The sequence below is a fragment of the Duganella sp. SG902 genome (assembly GCF_013376005.1).
In the GTDB taxonomy this organism is placed as follows: domain Bacteria; phylum Pseudomonadota; class Gammaproteobacteria; order Burkholderiales; family Burkholderiaceae_D; genus Rugamonas.
Genome location: NZ_JABMJK010000007.1, coordinates 90,217 through 112,925, shown reverse-complemented (window position 1 = coordinate 112,925; position 22,709 = coordinate 90,217). Strand labels below are relative to the sequence as shown.

Annotated in this window: 18 protein-coding genes; 6 read left to right on the top strand and 12 right to left on the bottom strand. The window is 65.8% G+C overall.

Annotation, left to right across the window (positions count from 1 at the left end):
• The first annotated feature begins 4 nt into the window (after nucleotides 1-4).
• Entirely contained in the window at nucleotides 5-643 is a 639-nt protein-coding gene (locus tag FHW83_RS16760; protein ID WP_176647486.1) for a hypothetical protein, read from the top strand.
• Nucleotides 644-669: 26 nt separating this feature from the next.
• Entirely contained in the window at nucleotides 670-1,842 is a 1,173-nt protein-coding gene (locus FHW83_RS16755; protein WP_218106318.1) for an MFS transporter, read from the top strand.
• Nucleotides 1,843-1,967: 125 nt separating this feature from the next.
• Here the strand turns inward: FHW83_RS16755 and FHW83_RS16750 are convergent, their stop codons facing one another.
• Both FHW83_RS16750 and FHW83_RS16745 read right to left on the bottom strand, forming a co-directional pair.
• On the bottom strand, nucleotides 1,968-3,107 hold the full coding sequence (locus FHW83_RS16750; RefSeq protein ID WP_218106317.1) for a cell wall metabolism sensor histidine kinase WalK: 1,140 nt from the start codon (nucleotides 3,105-3,107) through the stop codon (nucleotides 1,968-1,970).
• Nucleotides 3,108-3,172: 65 nt separating this feature from the next.
• The gene (locus FHW83_RS16745; protein ID WP_176647484.1) at nucleotides 3,173-3,862 is read right to left on the bottom strand and encodes a response regulator transcription factor; all 690 of its coding nucleotides are present in this window, start codon (nucleotides 3,860-3,862) and stop codon (nucleotides 3,173-3,175) included.
• 101 nt (nucleotides 3,863-3,963) lie between these two features.
• On the opposite strand from FHW83_RS16745, the gene FHW83_RS16740 reads away from it, so the two are divergent.
• Genes FHW83_RS16740 through FHW83_RS16725 form a run of 4 tightly spaced genes read left to right on the top strand, consistent with a single transcriptional unit; the run spans nucleotide 3,964 to nucleotide 10,432 of the window.
• Nucleotides 3,964-5,415: an efflux transporter outer membrane subunit gene (locus FHW83_RS16740; protein ID WP_176647483.1), complete on the top strand. Its 1,452-nt coding sequence runs from the start codon at nucleotides 3,964-3,966 to the stop codon at nucleotides 5,413-5,415.
• A gap of 16 nt (nucleotides 5,416-5,431) precedes the next feature.
• Nucleotides 5,432-6,265, top strand: a complete 834-nt coding sequence (locus FHW83_RS16735) for a MipA/OmpV family protein (RefSeq protein WP_176647482.1) — start codon at nucleotides 5,432-5,434, stop codon at nucleotides 6,263-6,265.
• Between the two features lie 10 nt (nucleotides 6,266-6,275).
• Complete coding sequence (locus FHW83_RS16730) at nucleotides 6,276-7,379, top strand: efflux RND transporter periplasmic adaptor subunit (RefSeq protein ID WP_176647481.1); 1,104 nt, start codon at nucleotides 6,276-6,278, stop codon at nucleotides 7,377-7,379.
• A complete protein-coding gene (locus FHW83_RS16725; RefSeq protein WP_176647480.1) occupies nucleotides 7,376-10,432 on the top strand; it encodes an efflux RND transporter permease subunit in 3,057 nt (1,018 codons plus the stop codon). The genes FHW83_RS16730 and FHW83_RS16725 overlap by 4 nt, the downstream gene beginning before the upstream one ends.
• A gap of 804 nt (nucleotides 10,433-11,236) precedes the next feature.
• On the opposite strand, the gene FHW83_RS16720 is transcribed toward FHW83_RS16725, so the two are convergent.
• The 10 genes from FHW83_RS16720 to FHW83_RS16675 all read right to left on the bottom strand — a co-directional run bounded on the left by FHW83_RS16720 (nucleotide 11,237) and on the right by FHW83_RS16675 (nucleotide 22,464).
• Nucleotides 11,237-12,634 (bottom strand): diguanylate cyclase, encoded by a 1,398-nt coding sequence (locus tag FHW83_RS16720; RefSeq protein ID WP_218106316.1) that lies wholly within the window; start codon nucleotides 12,632-12,634, stop codon nucleotides 11,237-11,239.
• 568 nt (nucleotides 12,635-13,202) lie between these two features.
• Entirely contained in the window at nucleotides 13,203-14,474 is a 1,272-nt protein-coding gene (locus FHW83_RS16715) for a mechanosensitive ion channel family protein (RefSeq protein ID WP_218106315.1), read from the bottom strand.
• Between the two features lie 1,026 nt (nucleotides 14,475-15,500).
• The gene (locus FHW83_RS16710; protein WP_176647478.1) at nucleotides 15,501-16,358 is read right to left on the bottom strand and encodes a class III extradiol ring-cleavage dioxygenase; all 858 of its coding nucleotides are present in this window, start codon (nucleotides 16,356-16,358) and stop codon (nucleotides 15,501-15,503) included.
• Between the two features lie 198 nt (nucleotides 16,359-16,556).
• Complete coding sequence (locus tag FHW83_RS16705; RefSeq protein ID WP_176647477.1) at nucleotides 16,557-17,441, bottom strand: LysR family transcriptional regulator; 885 nt, start codon at nucleotides 17,439-17,441, stop codon at nucleotides 16,557-16,559.
• A 93-nt stretch (nucleotides 17,442-17,534) separates the two neighbouring features.
• Nucleotides 17,535-18,278, bottom strand: coding sequence for a hypothetical protein (locus FHW83_RS16700; RefSeq protein WP_176647476.1), 744 nt, complete (start codon nucleotides 18,276-18,278; stop codon nucleotides 17,535-17,537).
• Between the two features lie 232 nt (nucleotides 18,279-18,510).
• Nucleotides 18,511-19,002, bottom strand: coding sequence for a DoxX family protein (locus FHW83_RS16695; protein ID WP_373997227.1), 492 nt, complete (start codon nucleotides 19,000-19,002; stop codon nucleotides 18,511-18,513).
• Between the two features lie 185 nt (nucleotides 19,003-19,187).
• Nucleotides 19,188-19,967: a 3-hydroxybutyrate dehydrogenase gene (locus FHW83_RS16690; protein WP_176647475.1), complete on the bottom strand. Its 780-nt coding sequence runs from the start codon at nucleotides 19,965-19,967 to the stop codon at nucleotides 19,188-19,190.
• Nucleotides 19,968-19,995: 28 nt separating this feature from the next.
• The gene (locus tag FHW83_RS16685) at nucleotides 19,996-20,736 is read right to left on the bottom strand and encodes an acetoacetate decarboxylase (protein WP_176647474.1); all 741 of its coding nucleotides are present in this window, start codon (nucleotides 20,734-20,736) and stop codon (nucleotides 19,996-19,998) included.
• Nucleotides 20,737-20,749: 13 nt separating this feature from the next.
• Nucleotides 20,750-21,877 (bottom strand): patatin-like phospholipase family protein, encoded by a 1,128-nt coding sequence (locus tag FHW83_RS16680; RefSeq protein WP_176647473.1) that lies wholly within the window; start codon nucleotides 21,875-21,877, stop codon nucleotides 20,750-20,752.
• Nucleotides 21,874-22,464 (bottom strand): NADPH-dependent FMN reductase, encoded by a 591-nt coding sequence (locus FHW83_RS16675; RefSeq protein ID WP_229224227.1) that lies wholly within the window; start codon nucleotides 22,462-22,464, stop codon nucleotides 21,874-21,876. Before FHW83_RS16675 ends, FHW83_RS16680 begins: the two co-directional genes overlap by 4 nt.
• Between the last annotated feature and the right edge of the window lie 245 nt (nucleotides 22,465-22,709).

Genomic DNA, 22,709 nt, shown 5'->3' with positions numbered 1-22,709 from the left:
CGCCATGGTATCCCAGGAAGAGATCAAGCAACTGTGGTTGCAAACGCGCGCGCGGCTGACGGCCAAGGGATTGGCGGACCAGCCGGAGGCCACCCTCTCGCTGCGCTGCCCATCCGGGACCAGCATGTGGTTCGGCGCGACCACGCTGCCCGAGCCCCACCTGCTGGACTGGCGCCAGCCCGAGCAGACGCGCCCGGCGCGTATCCACGCGGCGGCGCACGCGGCGCGCGGCGACGCCGGCGCCGTGCTGTGGGGCGGCGGCCCGTTCAGCGCCTGCCTCGGCGACTTCGGCGGCGTGCTGCCGCAGGTGTTCGATGAACAGGCCCGCCACATCGGCCCGATGTCCGCGCCCATCTCGCGCCCCGAGCTACTTGCCGGCGCCCTCAGGCGCGGCGGCAACGTGGTACTGTGGCAAGGATTGCCGCTGTGCATCGGCGTCACCGCCACCCGCCTGGCCTTGAACGCGGAGTTGCTGGAAAAATGCGCCAAGGCCTATGTGCTGGCCGCCGCAAGCGGCGGCCGCGTCAACCCGCTTCCCTGGCTGGTGCGCCACATAGCCAACGGCCGCCTGATCAAGGATGAACGGCGGGCCGCGCTGGCGTTCCAGCGCGGCGCGCTACCGGAAGAGAGTAAAGCCTACTAGCGCCATCCTTATCGAGGAGACTGACGTTGCCAACCCTTTCCGCTTCTACGCCCGGCTGGGACCAGATGGCCAGCGCCTTGTTGGCGGGCTCCGTTGCATTGCTCGTGCTTGGCCTGCAACCCATCCTGCTCGGTGAGCTGGTGGCGCAACAGGCCGCCACCATGGAAGGCGTCGGCATGATTGCCATGGGCGAGATCATGGCGCTCGGCATCGGCGTGGCGCTGAGTGACAGCATGGCGCCGCTGCGTCACTACCGCCGCATCGCCATGCTGGCCGCGATCGCCGCCGCCTTGCTGGACGCGGCCACGTGCCGGGTCAGCGGCGATGCGCCGCTGCTGACCGTGCGCGCGCTGGCGGGCGTGGCCGAGGGCATCCTGGTCTGGGTCGCCACCGGCATGATCGTGCGCGGTTCCAAACCGGATCGCCTGGCCGCCAGCTTTGTGGTGACGCAAACGCTGACCCAGGCCGGCGCCGCCGCGGTACTGGCACTGCTGGTGATTCCGCGGTGGGGCTGGCAGGGCGGCTTTCTCGCGCTGGCTGCCATGGCGCTGGCGGCGCTGCCGCTGATGCCAGGCTTGCCGTCCAGCCTGGCGCCGCTTACAGTCAGCAATACCGCCCCGCTGCGCTGGCAGGGAGCGGCGCTGGCGCCGCTCGCCATCACCTTTGCCATGATGGCGGCAATCGGCGCCCTGTGGGCCTACCTCGAGCCGCTGGGCCTGTCCAACGGACTCAAGGCCGCCGAGGCACAAACCGTGGTATCGCTGAGCTTGGGCTTTCAAGTGTTGGGGGGCGTGACGGCCGTGATGACGGTGCACCGGGTGCACGCGGCCGCAACACTGGCCGGCGGCGCTGTGGCGCTGGCGCTGCTGGCCACGGCCATGCACTTCCTGCCATGGGGCAGCGTCACCCTGTTCGCGATTCTGAGTGCGGCCTTTGGCTACTGTTGGCTGTTCCTGATGCCGTTCCAGGTCGCGCAGGCGCTGGTGGCCGATCCCAGGGGGCGGATCGCCACTCTGGTCCCGGCTGCCCAGCTGGTGGGGTCGGCGTTTGGCCCGATGCTCGCCTCGTGCATCATCGACGGCGACCAGGCCGGCGCCGTGCCATTCGTCAGCGCCGGTTTTGCCGTGCTTGCGCTGTGCCTGGCGCTGCCAGGGCTGCGCTCAGGGGCTGGTTGGCACCTGCGTCAGGCTAAACCGTGACCAGTCGCTGGAGGCCGCGATCGCGCCGCGCACCGGCAGATAGGGACAGCGGCAGGTTGGGCGAATACCTGTTCCGGGACAACGCCGCTCTCGCACAGCGGATCAGCTCGGGCATGTCATCAGCGTCACCGCGGCGCCGCGGCGGCCGATGCCGGCAACCGCATCTCCACCGCCATTCCGCCGCCGCGGCGGTTGCGGCAGACCAGATCGCCGCCATGGCTCTGACTGATGGCCAGCGCGATCGCCAGTCCCAGTCCGCTCCCGCCCGAATGCCGGGCACGGGAGTGATCCGCGCGCCAGAAACGCTCACGCATCTGGGATAATTGCTCGGGGGCGACGCCGGGCCCGCGGTCGCCGACCGTGATCGAGACCTCCCCCGCCTGCTCCGACACCGTGATCTCCAGGCTGCCGCCGCTGCTGGCGTAACGCAGCACATTGTGGATCAGGATGGACAGCACCTGCCCCACGCGGTCGCGGTCGGCATACAGGCGCACCCGCGTGGTGCTCGGCCACACTGGCTCGATACCGGCCTGTGCGAGCTGCGGTCCGACCCATTCCAGCCGTTCCGCGATCAGCTCGCGCAAGGCGAACGCGTCCGGCTCCAGCGCCAGCTGGCCCGCCCGCGCCAGCGAGAACAGATGCAAATCGCTCACCAGACGGTTGAGCTGCTCCAGTTGCCGGTGTACCGAGCGCACTTGTTCGCGTTCCAAAGGAAACACCTCGTCCAGCATGCCCTGGAGGCGCCCCATGGCGGCATTCAGTGGCGTGCGCAGCTCGTGCGCCAGCATCGCGCTGGAATCGCGCACCTCCTGTTCAAATTGCTGCAAGCGGGTAGTCATGTCGTTGAAATCCATGGCCAGTTCCGCCAGCTCGTCCGGGGCGTGGGGCACCACCTGCACGCGCGCGGCAAACTCGCCATCGCTGACGCGGCGCGCCGCCTGTGCCACCGCGGTGAACTGGCTTGACAATGGCCGCGAGGCCCACAGGCCCAGCCCGATGATGACGGGCACCGCGGTCACCACCAGTATGAACAACATCAGCCAGTCAGGGTTCTCCAGACCGGGCTGGAAACGTCTGATGTCATAGTATTGCTGCGCGATCTGCCACAGCCGTGCCTGGTCAGGGTGGGAGCTGGCGCGCAGCGTCGCCAGTTCCGCGCGCACCGCGGCGGGCATGTGCCGCACGCTCATGGAATCGACCAAGTTGAAGTACAGCCACATGCCCAGGGCGACCGTGATCACCGTGCCGACCGCCAAGGCACTCATGCGCAGCCCTACCCAGAGCCACAAGGGGGTCGCCCGTTGCTTGTCGCGTGCCGTCTGGTTCATGGCTACTGGAAACGGTAGCCGACCGAGCGCACGGTCAGCAGGACGCCGTCGATGCCGTGTTGTTCCAGCTTGCGGCGCAGGTTGTGGATATGTACGTCCACGGCGCGTGCCAGCGCGCCACTTTCAGGCATGCAGCTTTCCATGAGTTCACTACGGGTAAATGCCTTGAACGGGGTACGCAGCAAGGTGGCGAGCAAGCTGAACTCGGCGGGAGTCAGGTTCAGGACCACAGACTGGCCGACCTCATCGGTCACGCTGGCCTGGACCGCGTGCGTATCGACCGTCAGGCGCTGGTGCCGCAGCTTGCCGTCGGCCGCCGGCACCAGGCGCGCCCGCCGCAACACCGCATGCACGCGCGCCACCACCTCCTTGGGGCTGTAGGGCTTGACGATATAGTCATCGGCGCCGTACTTCAGCGCGCCCAGCTTATTGGGCTCGTCAGCGATGGCCGTCACCATGATCACTGGCGTGTCGCTGGCCCGGCGTATGGTCGACAGCACATCAGTGCCGCTGACCAGCGGCAGCATCACGTCCAGCAGCACCAGGTCGGGCTGCCACTGCGCATGCAGCTGAATCGCATGGGCGCCGTCATGGGCCATGCACACGGCAAAGCCATCCTTGCGCAGATACGCGTCGAGTACGCTCGCGCTATCGATGTCGTCCTCGACGACCAATACTTTGGCCTGGCTCATCGCTACTTTCCACCTCTTAATCAAATCCAAACAATTCCCGAAATAAGTCTTGATCTTCGGATGCGACACTACGGACCGACCCAACAACCGGACCGGACAGCATGGCCCTTGATTTTACACGCTGCGCGCGCAGCCGCCGTACCGCAGCACTACTCGCCCTCCTATGGGGCGCCCTGACCAGCGGCTGTGCGCTGGCGCCCGCGTGGCGGCAACCGGCATACGCCATCCCATCCACTCTGGGCGCGGACGCCACCCAGGCGCCTGTGGCGCCAGCCACGGCGGAATTGAGCCACGCGGAGCGGCGCTTCCTGCTGGACTTCGCGCCGGGCGCCGACCTGCCGTCGCTGATCCAGCGCGTCCTCAGGCACAACAGCGACTACCAGCTGGCGCTGCTTCAGGTGGAACAGGCCCGCGCCGCATATGCCATCGTCAGCGCGGCACGACTCCCCACCATCGGCGCGCAGTTGCAAAACCAGCGCCTGCATTTCAACAATCCAGGACTGCAGGAGCGCTACCAGCAAAGCGTGGCCAACGCCGGGCTGGGCATCGACAACTACGAGCTGGATTTCTTCGGCAAACTGGAATCGCAGTCGGAAGCGGCGCGCCAGCGCTTCCTGGCCAGCGACGCCGGCCGCGAGGCCGCGCGTGGCGCACTGATCGCCGAGGCGCTGCGCGCGTATGTGCTGGAAGTCAGCGCCACCCAGCTTTACGATGAGTATCAGGCCATCAATGCCGACAGCGCCGCGCTGCTGACCATCGCCCAGCAACAGGCGGCGATCGGCCTGCTCTCGCACGACGACCTGGACCGCAGTCGGGCGCAAGCCGGGCGCGCGGCGGCGGCATCGTTGCAAGCCGCCGAACGCATGCGCGCGGCACACCGCGCGCTGCAGATCCTGGCCGGCTACGATCTGGCTCCCGTGGGCGGCGCGCTGGCGCCAATGGCCGGTGCTGCCAGCCTGCCGCCGGCATGGCGTGAGCTCAGCTCCAGCATACTGCTGCAGCGTCCCGAGATCCGGCAGGCCGAGGCGGAACTACGGGCGGCCCATGCGGACATCGGCGCCGCGCGCGCCGCCTTCTTCCCCTCGATTCAGCTGAGCACCGCGATCGGCGGCGCCAGCGACGCCCTGCACAGCTTGTTCACCGGCGGGCGCGGCTTCTGGTCGTTCACGCCCCGCCTGACCTTGCCAATCTTTGACTATGGGCAGCGGCGCGCCAATCTGGACTTGGCCTGGACCCGCAGGCAAGCCGGCGTGGTGCAATATGAGCAGGCCATCGAGGCGGCGTTCCGGCAGGTCGCGGACGCGCTCGGCGCGCACACGGCATGGCGTGCCGCTGAACTGCAACTGCGCGCGCAAAGCAAGGATGCGGCACGACGCATGGCGCGCACGCGGGCGCGCAGCGAGCAAGGCTTGCAGGACCGCCCCCAACTGCTCAGCGAGCGCATCGAGGCCACCCAGCTAGCGGTTGAACTCACCGAAGCCCAGCAGCACCTGGCGCTCACCCGCGTCGCCCTGTTCCACGCCTTCTACGGCACCCCGATTTCATCCGACTGATACCAGGAGCTTTACCATGACACGCAGTTCCCCGGCCCGCGCCCTGCTGGCCATCCTCATCGGCATACCGGCGTTGCCGGCCCATGCCGGCGACGCCAACACCGACCAACCGCCGCGGGCGGCCATTGACAGCCTGTTGGGCAGCAAAACTGAGGTGACGGTGGGCGTCGCCCTCAGCGCGGCGACGCGCTATCCTGGCGCCGACACCGGCAGCGTGCTGCGCCCCATTCCCGTATTGTCCATCCAGCGCGGCGTACTGTTTGCCGACACCACGCGCGGCGCCGGCCTGCAATACCAGTCCAGCACGGGGTTCTATATTTCGCAATCGTTTTCCTACGATCGGGGCAGACTGGAGCGGAACAGCGGCTGGCGCCCCGGCTCCAGCCGTCTGGCCGGCATGGGCGACGTGCCCGGCTCGCCGACCGCGCGCACCCTGATCGCGCAACAGCTGCAGCCGTGGCTGACGGCCAGCGCCGAGATGGAGCTGGCCCTGCGCGACGACGCGCGCAGGAACCGCTACCGCACCGGGGTGGAACTCGTCCCGCTGCGGTCGGCGGCAGACATTATCGCCGTCGATATCGACGCCTGGTGGGGAGATGGCCGCTATAACCAGGCCTATTTCGGCGTGACGCCGGCGCAGGCTGCGCAAACGCGCTTTGCCGTCGCCCATCCGGGCAGCGGCATGTACGTGCGCTCGGCCGGCCTGAGCTGGGAACATCACCTGGACGCCCACTGGTCCAGCACGCTCCAACTGACAATCACCCGCTATGTCGGCGACGTCAGCGACAGTCCAGTCGTGGCGCGCCGCACGTCGGCCGGCGCCACCGCCGCCATTACTTACAGCTATTGACAGATCTCTTATGAAAATCCGCCTCCCATCCCCGCAGGCCGCCGCACTGGCCATTGCCGCGATCCTGCTGTCTGCGTGCCAGCCGCATGTCGATGCGCCACCGGTCACGCGCGCAGTCAAACTGGAAACCATCGGCCAGGGCGCCGGCAACGGTGCGCGCTTCATCGCCACCGTGCGCCAGCGACAGCGCGCCGAGCTGTCCTTCGACAGCGGCGGCCGCATCGTCGAATTGAGCGCCGATGTCGGCGACCAGGTGCGCAAAGGGCAGGTACTGGCCCGTCTTGATGCCGAGCCGGCGCGCCTGCGGCTGCAGCAGGCCGAGGCGAACCTTGCCGCCGCCGCGGCTCAGCTGGGCGAACGCGAGAACCTGTTGCGCCAACAGCAGGCCCTGTTTGACGACGGCGCGGCATCGCAAGCCACGCTGACCAGCGCGCGCAGCGCGCGCGACGCGGCCCAGGCGCAACTGCAGGCGGCCCGCGCTGAAAGCGCACAGGCGGCGCGCGCGCTGCGACGAACCGCGCTGCGCGCCCCGTTCGCCGGCCGCGTCGTGGCCCGGCAGGCGCAACCCGAGGCGGAGGTGGGGCCGGGACAAACCCTGTTGCAGGTCGAAGGCGAAGGCCACGCGCAAGCGACAGCGGCCTTGCCATCCCAGCTGGCCGGCGGCCTGCGACCTGGCGACCAGCTGACCGCCAGCGACAGCGACGGCAACCAGCTGACCTTGCGCGTGCGCGGGCTGTCCCCGCGTCTGGAGCACGGCGCGCTGATCACCGTGCTGTTCGATCTGCCGTCCGCGTCGTCCGCCCTGCGCAGCGATCAAAGCCTTCAGCTGAGCCTCCCCTCCACGGGCGACGAGGGCTTATCGGTGCCGCTGTCGGCCATGGTGCAGCACCAACCGGGCGACACCGCACAATTGTTTATCTACCAGGCCGACGGCGGCCTGGTGCGGCGGCGCACCGTGCGCCTGGGCGCCATCCAGGGCGAGCGCGTGGCGCTGCGCGCCGGCGTGCGGCCGGGCGAACAGGTGGTCGCTTCCGGCGCCGCCTTTCTGAACGATGGCCAGAAAGTCGTTCCGCTGGCGGCCACCTCCCACCTGGCGGACGGAGGTGCGCCGTGAAGCTCACCCGTGCCGCCCTGGGCGCCAGCCGGCTGACCCTGTTTGCCGCCGTGCTGGTGTTGGCCGCAGGCGTACTCACCTTCCTCAACTTCCCGTCGCAGGAGGAGCCGTCCGTCACGGTACGCGATGCCCTGGTCAGCGCCGCCTATCCCGGCCTGCCCAGCGAACAGGTCGAGGCCTTGATCGCTCGCCCGCTCGAGGAGAGCTTGCGTGAGCTGGCCGGCATCAAGACCATCGCCACCACCGTGCGCCCGGGCAGCGCCATCATCCAGCTGACCGCCTACGACAATATCCGCGACCTGCCAGCCCTATGGCAGCGCGCGCGCGCCAAAGCCGCGGAGGCCGGTATTACGCTGCCGGCTGGAACCATGGGGCCGTTTATCGACGACGATTTCGGTAGCGTCGCCGTGGCCTCGGTCGCCGTCACCGCGCGCGGCTTCAGCATGAGCGCGATGCGCGCGCCGCTGCGCCAGCTGCGCGAACAGCTCTACAGCGTGCCCGGCACGCAAAAAGTGACGTTTCACGGCCTGCAGGAAGAGCGGGTATATCTCGCCTTCGACCGCGACAGGCTGACTGGCGCGGGCCTCACGCCGGCCGCCGTGGCGGCGCAGCTGCGCACCCAGAACATCGTCGAACCGGGCGGCTTGCTGTCCGCCTCCGGGCTGGCGATGAGTGTCGCCACCAGCGGCGAGCTCCGCAACGCCGGCGATCTGGCCAACTTCCTCGTGACCGTGCCCGGCGCGGGCGGCGGCGCTCGGCAAGTGCCACTGTCGCAGCTGGCCGAGATCAGGGTCATGCCCGCCGATCCGCCCCAGAGCGCGGCCATCTATCAGGGCCAGCCGGCCGTCGTGGTGGCCGTCTCCATGCTGCCCGGCTACAGCGTCGAGCAGTACGGCAAAGCCCTGCGCGCCAAGCTGGACCAGACGGCGCAAATGCTGCCTGCCGGCTTCGCGCAGCACGTCGTCACCTTCCAGGCCGACGTGGTGCAACGCGAAATGGGGCGCATGCACCACGTCATGGGTGAAACCGTGGTGATCGTGATGGCCGTGGTCATGTTGTTCCTCGGCTGGCGCACCGGGCTCATCGTCGGCGCCATCGTGCCGCTCACCATCCTCGGGGCATTGATCGCCATGCGCGCCATGGGCGTGGAGTTGCAGAGCGTATCGATCGCGGCCATCATTCTCGCCCTGGGCCTGCTGGTGGACAATGGCATCGTGATCGCCGAAGACATCGAGCGCCGCCTGGCCGGGGGCGAGCCGCGCGACGCCGCCTGCGAGGCGGCGGGCCGCACGCTGGCCACGCCCTTGCTGACATCGTCCGTGGTCATCTTGCTGGCGTTCTCGCCGTTCTTCTTCGGCCAGACCAGCACCAATGAATACCTGCGTTCACTGGCGATCGTCCTGGCCACCACGCTGCTGGGCTCATGGCTGTTCAGTGTCACTGTCACGCCCCTGCTCTGCCAGTATTTTGTCAAGCCGCACGCGGCCGGCGGCGAGGCGCACTACGATAGCCGCTTTTACCGCCGCTACCGCGCCATCATCGGCTGGCTGCTCGATCACAAACTGCTGTACATCGGCGCCATGCTGCTGCTGCTGGCCGGCGCCACGGCTGCGCTGCTGCGCATGCCCTACGACTTTCTGCCCAAGTCGGACCGGCTGCAGTTCCAGATGCCGGTCGTGCTGCAGCCCGGCAGCGATGTGCGCGCCACCCTCAACGCCGTCGAGTCGGTAAGCCTCTGGTTCGCCAACGGCCAAGTCAATCCCGAGATTGTCGACAGCATCGGCTATGTCGCCGATGGCGGGCCACGCATCGTGCTGGGGTTGAACCCCGCCCTGCCCGGCGCCAACATCGCCTACTTCACGGTCTCGCTGCGTCCGGGCAGCGATATCGACGCCGTGATCACGCGCACCAGCGCCTACATGCGCGCCACCTGGCCCGCGCTGCAGGCGCAACCCAAGCGCTTTTCCCTGGGGACGGCCGAGGCCGGCGTGGCGGTCTACCGGGTAAGCGGACCGGACGAACAAGTGCTGCGCCGCACCGCAGCCGCCATCGCGACACAATTGCGCGCCGTGGCGGGCACCGAGGATGTGAGCGACGACTGGCAGAGCCGGATCCCGCGCTATGTGGTGCAGGTCGACCAGATCAAGGCCCGTCATGCCGGCCTCACCAGCGCGGACATCGCCCAGTCCCTGCAAATGCGCTATAGCGGGCAGGCGCTGTCCTACATCCGCGACGATGGCAACAACATTCCCATCGTGCTGCGCGGCGACGCCGCCCAGCGCGCACCAGCCAGCGCGGTGGAGGACACCTTGTTGTACCGGGCCGACGGCGGCACGCCGCTGCCGCTGGCGGCGGTGGCGACCGTCCGGCGCGACAGCGAGCCGGGCGTCATCGTCCGCCGCAATCTGGTGCGCACCATCACGGTCAGTGGACGCAACCCGGCCCTGACCGCCGATCAGTTGGTGGCGCGCCTGGCGCCGCAGGTGGCGGCCCTGGCGCTGCCGCCGGGTTACCGGATCGAACTTGGCGGCGAGATTGAAGACACCGAGCTGACCAATGCCGCGCTGTTCCAGTATCTCCCGCACGCACTGGCGGCGATTCTGCTGCTGTTCATCTGGCAGTTCAATTCCTTCCGCAAGCTGGCCATCGTGATCGGCAGCGTTCCCTTCGTGCTGATCGGCGCGGTCGCGGCCCTGCTGGTCACCATGCGCCCCTTCGGTTTCATGCCGACCTTCGGCTTGTTGGCCCTGGCCGGAATTATCGTCAACAACGCGGTGCTGCTGCTGGAGCGCATCGAAATCGAGCTGGCCACCGCCAGCTCGCAGCGCGACGCGGTGATTTCGGCGGCGGTGCTGCGGCTGCGCCCGATAGTGATGACCAAGCTGACCTGCATCGTCGGCCTGATACCGTTGATGCTGTTTGCCGGGCCGCTATGGACCAGCATGGCCATCACCATGATCGGCGGCCTGGCGGTCGGCACTTTGGTGACGCTGGGCCTGATTCCCGTCCTGTACGACCTGCTGTTCTCGCGGCGGCCGGCGGATTGTTCCTGATGCCGCCATGCCGACCAAACGCTACAGCGCCAGGGTCCGCGCCGACCGGATGGAAGCGGGCGGCGCCATGTCCCACGAATCATGCGCCGGGTTTCCCGGCGTTAGGCGATGAGCTGAGGATGTGCGAAACGCAAATGCACCCACGGAGAGGCTGTGCCGCCTTCGGTACCTGGTCGGCGGCGCAATCCAACACCATGGCAAACCCATACCCACCGAGCCGGGCCACAGCCCGGTCAGTTAGCCCTGCGTCGCGCAACAACCGGGCACGCCGTATCGCCGACGACGTGCCAGCAGGCATCGTCGGTCAGCGCATCCTGACGGCATCCGGATAGTCGACGAACATGCAGGATTGAGTTCCATCAGCTGATTTAGAACGGGTAGCGGCGGGAAGCCCCCGCCGATTGTCGCTTACAGACTGCCCTGTAACTCAAGCGTGATGGCGCGTGACGGCGTGACGTTCGCGTATGGCACGCCCGACACCCCGCACCGGCCTGGTCGAGACCACCTATGGCTTTATCGCTCAACCGGACAGCGCGCCTTGCTGGGCATCCGCATTACGACCGCTGTTGCCCCGGCCGCCTTGAATCTGCTCGCCGTGGCCATCTTCTGTTGGCATCGATCATTCGACCGCAAGGTTGTGGCAGCGCAAGCGCCACAGCCAGGGAGAAGCAGGCGCCGCCGCAACCGGCGGCGCATCCCTGGTGTGATGCGCTGTCCACACCGAAACCCTGGACGCCGCACCGGCACTTGTCGCGGTGTTTTCTTATGGAGGGCTGGCGGCGCGGTGCCCTCGTTGGGGCACGCTCAGCCGCCAGCGATCACCGCCTGATTGCGCCCCTGCTGCTTGGCACGGTAGAGCGCCCGGTCGGCGTCCTCCAGCATATCCCCCACCGTCCGGCCCTCGGTCGGGATCACGCAGGCCACGCCGACGCTGACCGTCACCCGGCCGAATGGCGACATCTCGTGCGACAGCGCCAATTTCTCCACCGCTGAGCATAGCGTCCGAGCGTGGTGCAGCGCGCCGTCGGCGTGCCGGTGGGTGCTGGCGATCAGCGCAAACTCCTCGCCGCCGTAGCGCGCCACCAGGTCATCCGCCCGCAGCGCCTGTGCCGCCAATGTCCGCGCCACGCTGCGCAGGCAATCATCGCCAGCCTGATGGCCATGGTGATCGTTATACCTCTTGAACCAGTCGACATCGATCAGCGCCACCGACAACAGGGTTCCCGCGCGCTGGGACGCGCTCCAGGCGGAGGCCAGCACCTCATCGAAGCGGCGACGGTTGGCGATGCCGGTCAGGCCATCGGTGGTGCTGAGCAATTGCAACTGGCGATTGGCCGCTTCCAGCGCAGCGGTGCGGTCCCGTACCTTGGTTTCCAGCTGCTGGTGCGCATTGTGGACGCGATCCGCCATGCTGGCGAAATCGCGCGCCAGCTCGCCGATCTCGTCGTTGAGCCGGATCGGCAGCGATTCACGCTCGAGGCGCTCGTTGCGGACGCCAAGTCGGCGCGTAGCCTGCATCAGCCGGGCCAACGGAGCCGCGACCTGTTTTTGCAGAATGGCGCGCAGGATGAAGATTTCCACCAGCAGGGTCAGCACGCCAAGCGCGATGACGATCAGCAGGTTATCCAGAATTGCCGAACGCATCAGATCCTGCGGATAGTGGACGGCAAGCACCCACGGCGTTCCCGGGATCATGCCCACCGCAACAATCTCGTCGCGCTCCCGCACCACCACCGCTTTCCCGGCGGACAGCGAGGGTATCACCGCCAGCAAGGGATAGTCCTGATCGATCTTGAGCGAACGGATCGATGCCTTGCCCTCGCTGCTTTTGATTTGGGCGAGATGACGCGGATGGTAAAGCAAAGTACCCTCGCTGTCCGCCATGGAGATGGTGCTATATGCTCCCTGCATGAGGGGTTTGGCGGTACGTTCCATGAGTTCATCAAGCAGCACATCGACACACGCGAGGAGTTGGTGTTTCCCGGAAGCGTCGACCTGGTCGGGCGTGGCGATGGTCGTCATCCAGGCGTTGTTGGAAGCATCCCAGTAAATATGCGTAAACACGGTTCGGTTGTCGGGCGCGGCAAACCCGCGTGCATAGAACTCGTACGTCTCAAGCTTGAGCGCCTCGGGGCCCGCGTAGGTGAAGATCTTGGCAATATCGGCATTCTGGTAGATGGGGAAGCCTTTTTCCCGCAGCACCCCGTAGAAATTGAACAGGCGGCCGCGCGTGCTGGAGCCATACTTGTACGACAGCAGATAGGACAGCGCAACCGCGCCTTGATGTCGTCAGTGGGCGGAACGTCCGGCGCGTAGGTCGCGGACATGCCGGCAAAGCGACGGCCGTCGGCCAGCGGTTCGCCTTCAAACAGTGTCGGGCGCTGGGTATAGGAACCGTCCGGGTGGCGATAGAAGATCTGGTCGAAGTCACGTACCAGGGCTGCCCTCATGCCCGGACGGGCCAGGACGCTCTGGTATTCTTCCAGAAAATTCCGCTCCAGCGTGTGAATTTCACGGAACGGCAGCGACTCGCGTTGCAAGGTCTGCTCCGTGGACAGCAGCAACTGCTGGGTAGCCGCCTTTTCTATCGATGACCGGTTGAAATAGTACGAGGTCGCGCCGGCACACAACGAGACCAAACCGATGCGCAGCAGGGCCATGTGCAGCGCGCGCGCGGTCAGCGAGCGCCGGACCAGTGGCGGAGTCAGATCCAGTGATCTCATCGAGACTTTCCGTAGCATGTTATTCTCCCTTGCGTGGTAGGCCGCTCTCATCGGCTGAGCAGCACTTGCACAAATCCCCGCAGCTTGGAAAGTAACAATTCCGGGGGCAGCTCACGTTGGTCGCTGCGGCTGACGGCGTCCGCCGCCATCGCCGCCTGGCCGCGTCTGGCCAAGGCCTCAAGCCCCTCGGCAAGGCCGGGGGCGGCTGTAATGGCCGCGGCGATCGCCTGCCGGTCCAGCCGATAGACCCGCAACGCCGTGACCGCGGTGGTGGTGGCCGCATACGGCGTGGCAGTAATCAGGGCGATGGCGCCGATGCTTTCACCCGGCCGCATTCGGTGCAGCACTTGCCTGGCGCCTGCCACGTCCGTGGTCACCTCGGCGGCGCCCGCGGCAACGATGAATAGCGCTTCAGCCTCGCTGCCCTCGTGGATCAGTACCTCACCGGCCTGCAACACCACCGTTTGCAAATGCTGGGCCAGCAGTTCCCGCTGCCCGCTGTCCAGCAAGCCAAATAAATCCGATTGCGCCAGCAAGTCGCGCGCCCCCGGCACCGCCACTTGCGCCACGGTGGCCAGCCCGGCCACCGCCAACGAAATGCCGCTGTGACGCAAATGGCGGTGGATTTCCGTGAGCAGCTCGCTGCGCGCGGCCGACAGTCGCGCGCTCGACGCCACCGAGAAACGCACCTGGTAGTCATTGCCGTCGCCGCGCAAGCCCAGGCAGCAAGCTTCCGGTAAGGGCGTGGCCAGCAACAGGTTGGCCGAACGCGCTGCCGCCGTCAGCGTGGCGATCGCGTGCTCCGGCGGGACGCTGGCGTCCAACGCCAGCTCCACCGCGTCGCGCCGCAGTGTCGTGGGCAGGCTGTGATTGACCAGCCGCGCCTTGGCGATAATGCTGTTCGGTATGATTGCCATGTTGTCCTTGCCGGTCGCCACGTGGGTCGAGCGCCAGGTAACCAATGTCACCCGGCCTTCAATCCCGCCTTCCACCGAAATCAAGTCGCCCACGCAGTAGGGGCGCTCGATGCCAACGGCGATGCCGGAAAACACATCCCCCAGCGTACTTTGCAGGGCCAGGCCCAGCACAATAGCGATAATCCCAGAAGTCGCCAGCAATCCCCCAACGGGGACAGCGAACACCAGGTCCACGATCGCCAGCACGCTGGCGGCATAAATCAGCCCCGCCATCAGGTCCGAGACCAGCTGCGACTCCCGTGACGGACTCTTCAGCATGGCTGCCAACCTCGCCATCCCGGCCAGGCTGCGCGCCCCGATCAGCCACCAGCCGGCGACGAGGACCTGCTGCCAGATCCTCACAGCTGTCGATTGCTGTGCGAATTGCGGATGCAGCGGCGAGCCGACCTGCCCGGCCAGCAGCCAGGTGAGCGCGGCGAGTATCAGCAGCGTCCACGCCGCCCGCGCCCACAGCGCCAGGCGCAGGCACTTGAGCGGAATTGCCGCAAGCGCAAGCAGCGATGTCGCGACAGCCTGGCTTACCTGGCTTACCATTTCTTGCACCCTCCTATTTTGGTTTGACGGATTACCCGGCGCGGCCTCACGCTTGCTACGGCCGGGACGTTGACACGTTGGCACCGATGCGATCGGCCCCGCCCCGCCGGATCACCGCCACGATATTGCTGGCAAGACGATGGATGGCACCGGGTGTCCGCTGACCAGCGCTGCAACTCCTGCCTCAAGCGGCTCCTGAACAATACTGCGACCGTTGGTCACGCCAGCGGGTCCCGGCGGAGGCATCCGCGAGGCTGCATCCCTCAGGGCATGCCGGCCCCGGACTCAGAGCGCTGCACACTCGCGGGGATGCGTAGCATTGGCATTCCGGCCATCACGGGTTTCGACTTCCAGCGGCGCACTGTCCCGCTATGCCGACCATCAGGTGGCTGCGCGCGACATGCTGAGGCGGGCTTACCGCGGCCATGTCAATGTCAAGTGGCTCGCCGACGGCCGCCGGCGCGCAGAGGCCGCTGCCGCTGCTGAGGCTGTAGAAATGCTCGGTGGGCTCGCACAGCCCCTCCCAGCGCGATCACGGCCACCATCCAGCAAACGCCATGCGCCGGCCGTCATGACGATGATGGAACCGCTCTGTGCAAGCAAAAAAGTCAGCGCGACCGCACATGTCAACGCCATGGCGCATGCAACATCAGCGAGGCCCGCGTGGTAGCACCGCACGGCGGCGTACACAGTAGGCGGCCGCCCACCCTCGCAACGCCAAGTGCCGATGCGGCAGCCCGCAATCCGCGCAAGCGATCACCGGCGCCGGCGTCCGGCCCTCGCATACGTAACCGTGGACATACGCAATCCGCCATCCGCCATCCGCCCCCGGCACTATCGGCCCAGCAGGTCATATCCTGTCGGGGTAAGGTCCGCACCGAAGCGGTAACTGGCGTGTGAAATGTGCCCGGTGAACAACTCGCTGTAGATGCAGGTGGCGGGATCGTCATATGCCGCTCCCGCAGCAACCATCAGTGGCATCAAATGGTCGGCGCGCGGATGCGCGGTACGCGCCGCGGGCGCGCGCTCCCAGTCCAGTAGTGCCCCGGCACGCGCGTCGCCACGCCGGGTCAGCAAGGTTTGCCTCAGCCAGGCGTCAAACGCGGCCGAAGGGGCCGCCCCGAGGCGCCCCCAAAGCGCGAGATTATGATAACTCTCACCACTGCCGATAATCAGCACGCCGGCGTCGCGCAGCGGCGCCAATGCCCTGCCGATGGCAAAATGCTCGCCGGCGTCCAGGCTGCGCTTGAGCGCCAACTGAACCACCGGCACCTCCGCCGCCGGATACATGGGGGCAGCCACGCTGAAGGTCCCATGATCAAAGCCGCGACGGTCATCCAGTTCGGCATCCCAGCCTGCAGCGTTGAGCATCGCCTGGATTTGCCCGGCCAGTTGCGGCGCGCCGGGCGCGGGATAGAGCGCGTGATAGGTGTATTCGGGAAAGCCTTCAAAGTCATACACCATCCCCGGACGTTCGGCCGACGAGAGCGTGAATGCGCCGGCCTCCCAATGGCCGGAGATCACCAAAAGCGCCACTGGCAAGCAAGGCAATTGCGACGGCACCGCGCTCAGTGCCGCGGCCATGACGTCAAAGTTGCTGCGGAAGGCTCCCGTCATATACGGCCAAGGACCACCGCCGTGCGACAGGTAGTATGTGGGCATGCGCGATGCTCGCGCGGCGGATGCGTTCATGCGACTCCTTCGTTCTCGATGTGCCAGGGCCGGAGCTGGAAGCGCTGCGGCGCTGCCAAGTTAGGCGGCGTGGCGGCGATTATAGAAACCGCAAACAACCAAGGGAATGCCCTCGGCCGCACAATGATTGTCCAGGATTGGACAACGCGCCGCGGCTGCATGGCCTGTGATGGGGCGAAACACATGGTCGGCGAGCGTCTATGCCGCGCCGGAAAGGCGCAAGCCACGGATTGCCTCCGCCAGATAGTCCATGAACACACGGATGCGCGACGCCTGGCGCAGGTTTGCATGGGTGAGCAACCACAGATCGACGGAGGCATCGTCGGGGGCATTGGCAATTCGAACCAGATCAGCCGAGGCATCGCCCACCATGCGCGGCAACACCGTGATCCCCAGGCCCTTGGCCGCGAGACTGCTCAGCCCGACAAAGGAATCAATACTGAAGGCCGCACCCCGCTCCCCGACTTCCCTGCGCAGCCACTGGGCCGCGGCAGCGGTCGACAGCGGGCCACTCGGCAATAGACAGTCCAGCTCCTGCCATGGCCACTCGCTCCGGCCAGCGAGATAATGCGCCGACGCGTAGACACCAAAGTTAACCCGGACTAATTTACGCCCGACCCATGTCTCCGGCGGAGAGGGCGACGGGCGCAAGCTGACATCCGCGTCACGCTTGTCCAGATCCAGCAAGTTGTTGGTGACTATCATGTCCACCTTGATCAAAGGGTAGCGCTGGTTGAATTCAGCCAGGATCGGCGGCATCAGGAAGTACGCCAGCGTATCGGTGGTGGTGAAGCGCACCACCCCGGCCAATCCGTTGATGCTGGAATCGATCAGGCGACCGGTGTCCACCAGCGCCTTTTCGGTGGACAGCGCTACTTCACACAGGGTTCTGCCAATGTCCGTGGGTACATAACCGGTTGACAAGCGCTCGAAGAGCGGCGCCCCGACGCACTGCTCGATCGCTTGAATACGACGCAGGACCGTTGTGTGCGAGACATTCAGGATACGCCCCGCCCCCAGCGCGGAACCGCCGCGTATCACCGCCGCCACATAGCGCAGGTCGTTCCAATCTACCTTATCCATAACAGCAGGCCAATCCATGAAATCACATACGGCGCGCCGACTCGACGCCAATTGCCCCTAGTATAGCAAAAACGATAGCCATAACTACTTTTTTTATGAAGATCGCCCTGGCGCGCCTGCCGCATATTCGGACGCCTGATTGCTCTGTTCAAGGGCGGCAGGCGAGGTTGCCGTTGGCTCGATCAAGGCCGTCTCATCAAGGGCATGTCCGATTTTACGCGCCAACATCAACCCGGATGCCATGATCGCCACGATTATCGCCAGGCACATGAGAGCGGACTGCCGCTTGCCGCGCCTTATTGCCGCGGCCTCCTTGTCGGCATTTCGCCTGGCCGTATCCACGCGATACCAGCGTTGCTTATCGAAGGCATTCACAAGCTCAACGAAGACGAGCCGCTTAGCCACCAAAAAGTCGCGGGCCGCATCCGGCCGGCCCGCGTCTGCGAGCACCAGGACTTTTTTACGCACGACGTCATAGCGGGCATAGGCGGAGCGAACCGTTTGCAGCGATGCCTGGTCCTGGGCGCCGGCCACGTCTTCGTTTTCATATTGATCGAGCGCGGCAATTACCTGAGCATGTGCCACCGCTATCCTGCTCGCAAGCTTGCTTTTTTCCACCGGATCGCTTACGGCCAGATATTCCCACAGGAACGCGGGAAGCAGGACGGCCTGGCGGAATGCGTTATCCGATTTCAGCACACCCGGCACCGTATGGGCGTAGCTCTGATGCGCCTTGGTATAGACATGGTCTAACAGCAGGATCGCGCAAGCGACCATGCTGACCAGCCCCAGGACTGCTGACGCAATCAGAACCGGGAGACGTTGGGCGAGGGGCATCGGTGGACTTTTCCGTGAAACGCAGGAAGCCAGGCCGTCCGCCGCAAGAACGCGGCAGCCTGATATTGAAGACGCTCAACCGGACCAAGGCTGACAGCTGCAAACAGTGCGCGGGACAGACACCAGCCGGCAGCGGATCGCGCCTGAAGGGGGGCATGCCGCCGATGATCGCCCACCCAGGACCTTCGGCCACGACGCCGCCCTCAGGTTCGGCCTGGCAATGCCACAGCCGCTATTTTACCCGCCGGGCTGGCCACAGCGCGCCCGGCCCATCGCCCATGACCGCCACCGCGATCAGCGCGACGCACCACAGCGCGGGGAACTCCCAGCCACCACCCTGATTGGTGAATAACCAGCCGTTCCTGCCATGGACCATGACAATAGTGCCCAGCACTTCCACCGCCAGCAAGGCAGCGGCCCAGGGTGCAAACACACCAAGGATCAGCGCCAGGCCGCCCGCGACCTCGGCGGCAATCGTGGCGTAAGCCATCACCGCGGGCAAGCCCAGCGAGGCGAAATAGCCGACAAAGCCAGGCACGGTGAAGACGAATATTTTCAGCGCCGCGTGCGCAAGGAACAGCCCGCCCAGCGCGACGCGGAGCAGCAACAGCCCGTATGCGGTGTTATCGTGTTTTTTCTGTGTTTGAATCATATTTTCCTTCGTTCTCGGATCGTCCGCCGGGATATTCGGCGCATCGGCAAAGCTCGACACCAAGGCCGCCATCCTAGCCGTTCCCGCCCCCCGTTCGAGGCGACCGCCTTCGCCAGGCGCAACAACCGGCCGGGACCGGCAGCGGCAGGTAGCTGCACCCTGCCACCGCCAGCACGGGATCGTCCCGCAACATGCCGCGCGCAGGCAATGCGGCAGCACTGATAACCGTTTTCATGGAGGACAGCCCTGGCGTTTACTTATTGCATGGCCCAGCCGTGGCTTACCACAATGGATTGTCCCGTCAGCGCATTTGAACGGAAGCTGGCCAGCATGAGCGCGACTTCGGCCACGTCCTCCACAGTGGTGAATTCGCCGTCGACAGTCTCCTTCAACATCACGTTACGCACCACCTCCTCCTCGCTGATGCGCAGCTCCCTGGCTTGCTCGGGAATTTGCTTGTCGACCAGCGGTGTGCGGACGAAACCGGGGCAGATGACGTTGGCGCGGATACCCTGGGGGCCGCCTTCCTTGGCTGCCACCTTGGACAGACCGATCAAGCCGTGCTTGGCGGTCACGTAGGCCGACTTCAACACCGACGCCTCCTTGGAATGGACCGAGCCCATGTAGATAATGCTGCCGCCGCCGGCGGCTTTCATGTGCGGCCAGCATGCCTGGGTGGTCAGGAAGGCGCCGTCCAGGTGGATTGCCAGCATCTTCTTCCAGTCGGCAAACCGATAGCTCTCCAGCGGCTGCACGATCTGAATGCCGGCATTGCTGACCAGTACATCGATCTTGCCCCAGGCCGCCACCACCTCGGCGATCGCGCCCCGCACCAGCAGTTCGTCCGACACGTCCATGCCCACCGCCATGGCCTGGCCGCCGTCGCGATGGATATCATCCACCGTGCGCTGCGCGGCCTCCTTGCTCAGGTCGGCGATGACCACCTTGCCGCCCTCCTGCGCAAAGCGCAAGGCGATTTCCTTGCCGATACCACTGGCCGCGCCAGTCACGACACACACTTTGTCTAGCAGTTTCATAAAACTCTCCACAGTTGGAATGAATAAGTCAGCGTGCCAGGTAGTCATGGACTACCGTGCCCAGGTCCAGCGTCAGGTCGGTCAGCAAGTGCGTGCCGGAAAGGACCTCCAGCACCGGCAATCGCGCGACCGGCGCCAGCGCGTGGTGTGCCAGCTCCAGTGCCGCCGGGCCAGTCCAGGCGCCCTTCACGGTGACGTCCTTCAGAAAATACTGCACCAGCTCGCAGATCCGCGGCTTGCCATCCACATGCGGAATGATCTTCAGCAGGTAGTTGGGCTCGGTGAGCGCGGCGTGCACCCGCGCATGATCCAGCGCCTCGTACTTGAAGCCCATGGTCGCGGTGGCAATGCGCATCGGGCCATAATCCAGAGTGCCCAGCAAGGTGTCTTTCTCGACCCGCAGTTGCGGACAGGCCAGCTTCTTGGGGAAGCCCCACAGCTCACGCCCGGCGGCAATCGGGCCCTCGTCGTCCAGGTACATGGAATGCACAAATCCGCCCTTGCGGCCTTGGTAGCGCACCGGAATCACCTGCCCCGACTCGGTATAGTCGCCGAAGCCAGTGGAATCCGGCATGCGGATGAATTCATACTTGACGATGGGTTCGTCAATTTCCAGCGGCTCGGGCACCACCGCGCGCAGCGCGTCCGGATCGGTACGGTAAGTCACGATCAGGAATTCACGGTCGACAAACCGGTACGGTCCCGGTGGAAAAGCCGGGCTGGTGATGGGCATGGCAAACGCCCTGGTCATGATCTCGTCTATGTTCATGGTTCATCCTTTCCTATGCTGTACCCCGTGCCGCGTCAATCACGCGCACACTGCCGCTTCCCGGGCCGCGTTGCAGCCAGCGCGGATCAGCCAGCGTCTTCTGCACCTCACCGCGCCCGGCCTCCCAGTGTTCACGCATGGTCCAGCGCGAAAACTCGTAATCCTTGGAGTCATGCTCATGCGCCTTGGTGCGATAGATCAGGTGCACGATATCCAGGCCGGAACACGTCGGCCGCAGTTGCGCCAGTTGGCGCGCATCGGGATCGTCGCGCAGATCGGCGGGCAGCTTGGCCAGCAGGCGCTGCACACTTTCCGCAGTGGCCCGCCACTGTAGTTCGACATCGGTGTTCATCCGGGTGCGGCTGGAGTAGCGGATGTCCTTCTCACGTTCGGCAACGCGCCCTATCGAGTCCGGCAAATCCCCCAATGCTGGAAACAAGTCCACCTGGAATACGGTCCGGTGGCCGCCGCCAGGCTGGTCCAGCACATACTGCAAGGGCGTGTTGGAAACCAGGCCGCCATCCCAATAATGCTCACCATCTATTTCCACCGGCGGGAAACCGGGCGGCAATGCGCCGCTGGCCATGATGTGGCGCGCGTCAATGGTGTGTTTGTTCGAGTCAAAATAGCTGAAGTTACCGGTACGGACATTGACCACCCCCACCGACAACCGGGTCGCGCCATGGTTGATGCGGTCGAAATCCACCAGCCGTTCCAGCGTGGCCTTTAACGGCGCGGTGTCGTAGTGGCTGATCGCCCCCGGGGAGCCCCTAGGCTGCAGCTGCGCCGGCTGCAGGCGCGGCACGAAAAAGCCGGGGACGCCAAACAACATCACCTGAAGCGCGCTGGCCTCGTTGAGCTTGGCGCGCCAGGGACCGCTGACGCCGAACGGTAACTCCGGCACGGCAGAACTGACTTGCTCCCAGAATTCGCGCAAGCGCTCCACCCTCTTCCCCGGTGGATTGCCCGCGATCAGGGCCGAATTGATGGCGCCAATCGAGATGCCGGCAAGCCAGTTCGGCTCGATACGGGCTGCCGCCAGCGCTTCAAACACCCCGGCCTGGTAAGAGCCGAGCGCGCCGCCGCCTTGCAACACCAACACGCATTCGCCGTCCAGCGCAGCTGGGTCGGCCCGGCTCATGCGGGGCGCCCCTGGCTAGTCGCCGCAATCAGCCCCGCAAGCACCTGCCGCAGCAATTCGCTGGTTTTGGAATTGACCAACTCGCCTGCCTGGTCGAAAGCCTCGTGCGCGACAGGCACGCTGACCATGCCGGGCAGCACACGTGCAAACAATCCCAGCTCCAGTAACTGGCGCAACGCGACCAGGCCGCGATAACCGCCAAAGCCGCCTGGCGAGGCGGCCGCCAGCGCGAATACCGGCCGGCCAAACGCTGCGGCCATACCGCCGTCGCTGCCAACCCGCGACACCCAGTCGAGGGCATTGACCAGCAACGGCGGCACGCTGGCATTGTATTCGGGGCTGGCAATCAATACCCCGTCATGCTGACGCAATTGTGCGTGCAGGGCCAGCGCTTCGGCCGGCAGGACGCCGCCCGCCTCCAGATTGCCGTTGTACAGCGGCAGCGGATAGTCGGCCAGATTAAGTTCAGTCACCATGGCGCCCATCGCTTGCAGGCGGCGGGCCGCCAGCGCGGCAAGTTGTTGATTGTACGAACCGTCGCGCAGCGAGGCGGAGAAGACGAGCAGTTTGGGAACGGTGGTGGGCAAGACGCACTCCTGTGTTGAATTGAGTGCACTGATTATAGAAAGCATAATTCGGCGGGAGAATGCGCGTCCACGCACAGTGGCTGTTCAAACTCGAACACCCGCAGCGGCCGTAACCGCGGCGCGCTCGCTGCGGCGGCGCGACAATAAGTATACGCAATAGTAAATTTAATTTATGATGGAGGCGGTTGCACAGTGGGTCGGCCGACCTCTCAATTGATAAGGGCGCACGCATCGATACGTGCGCC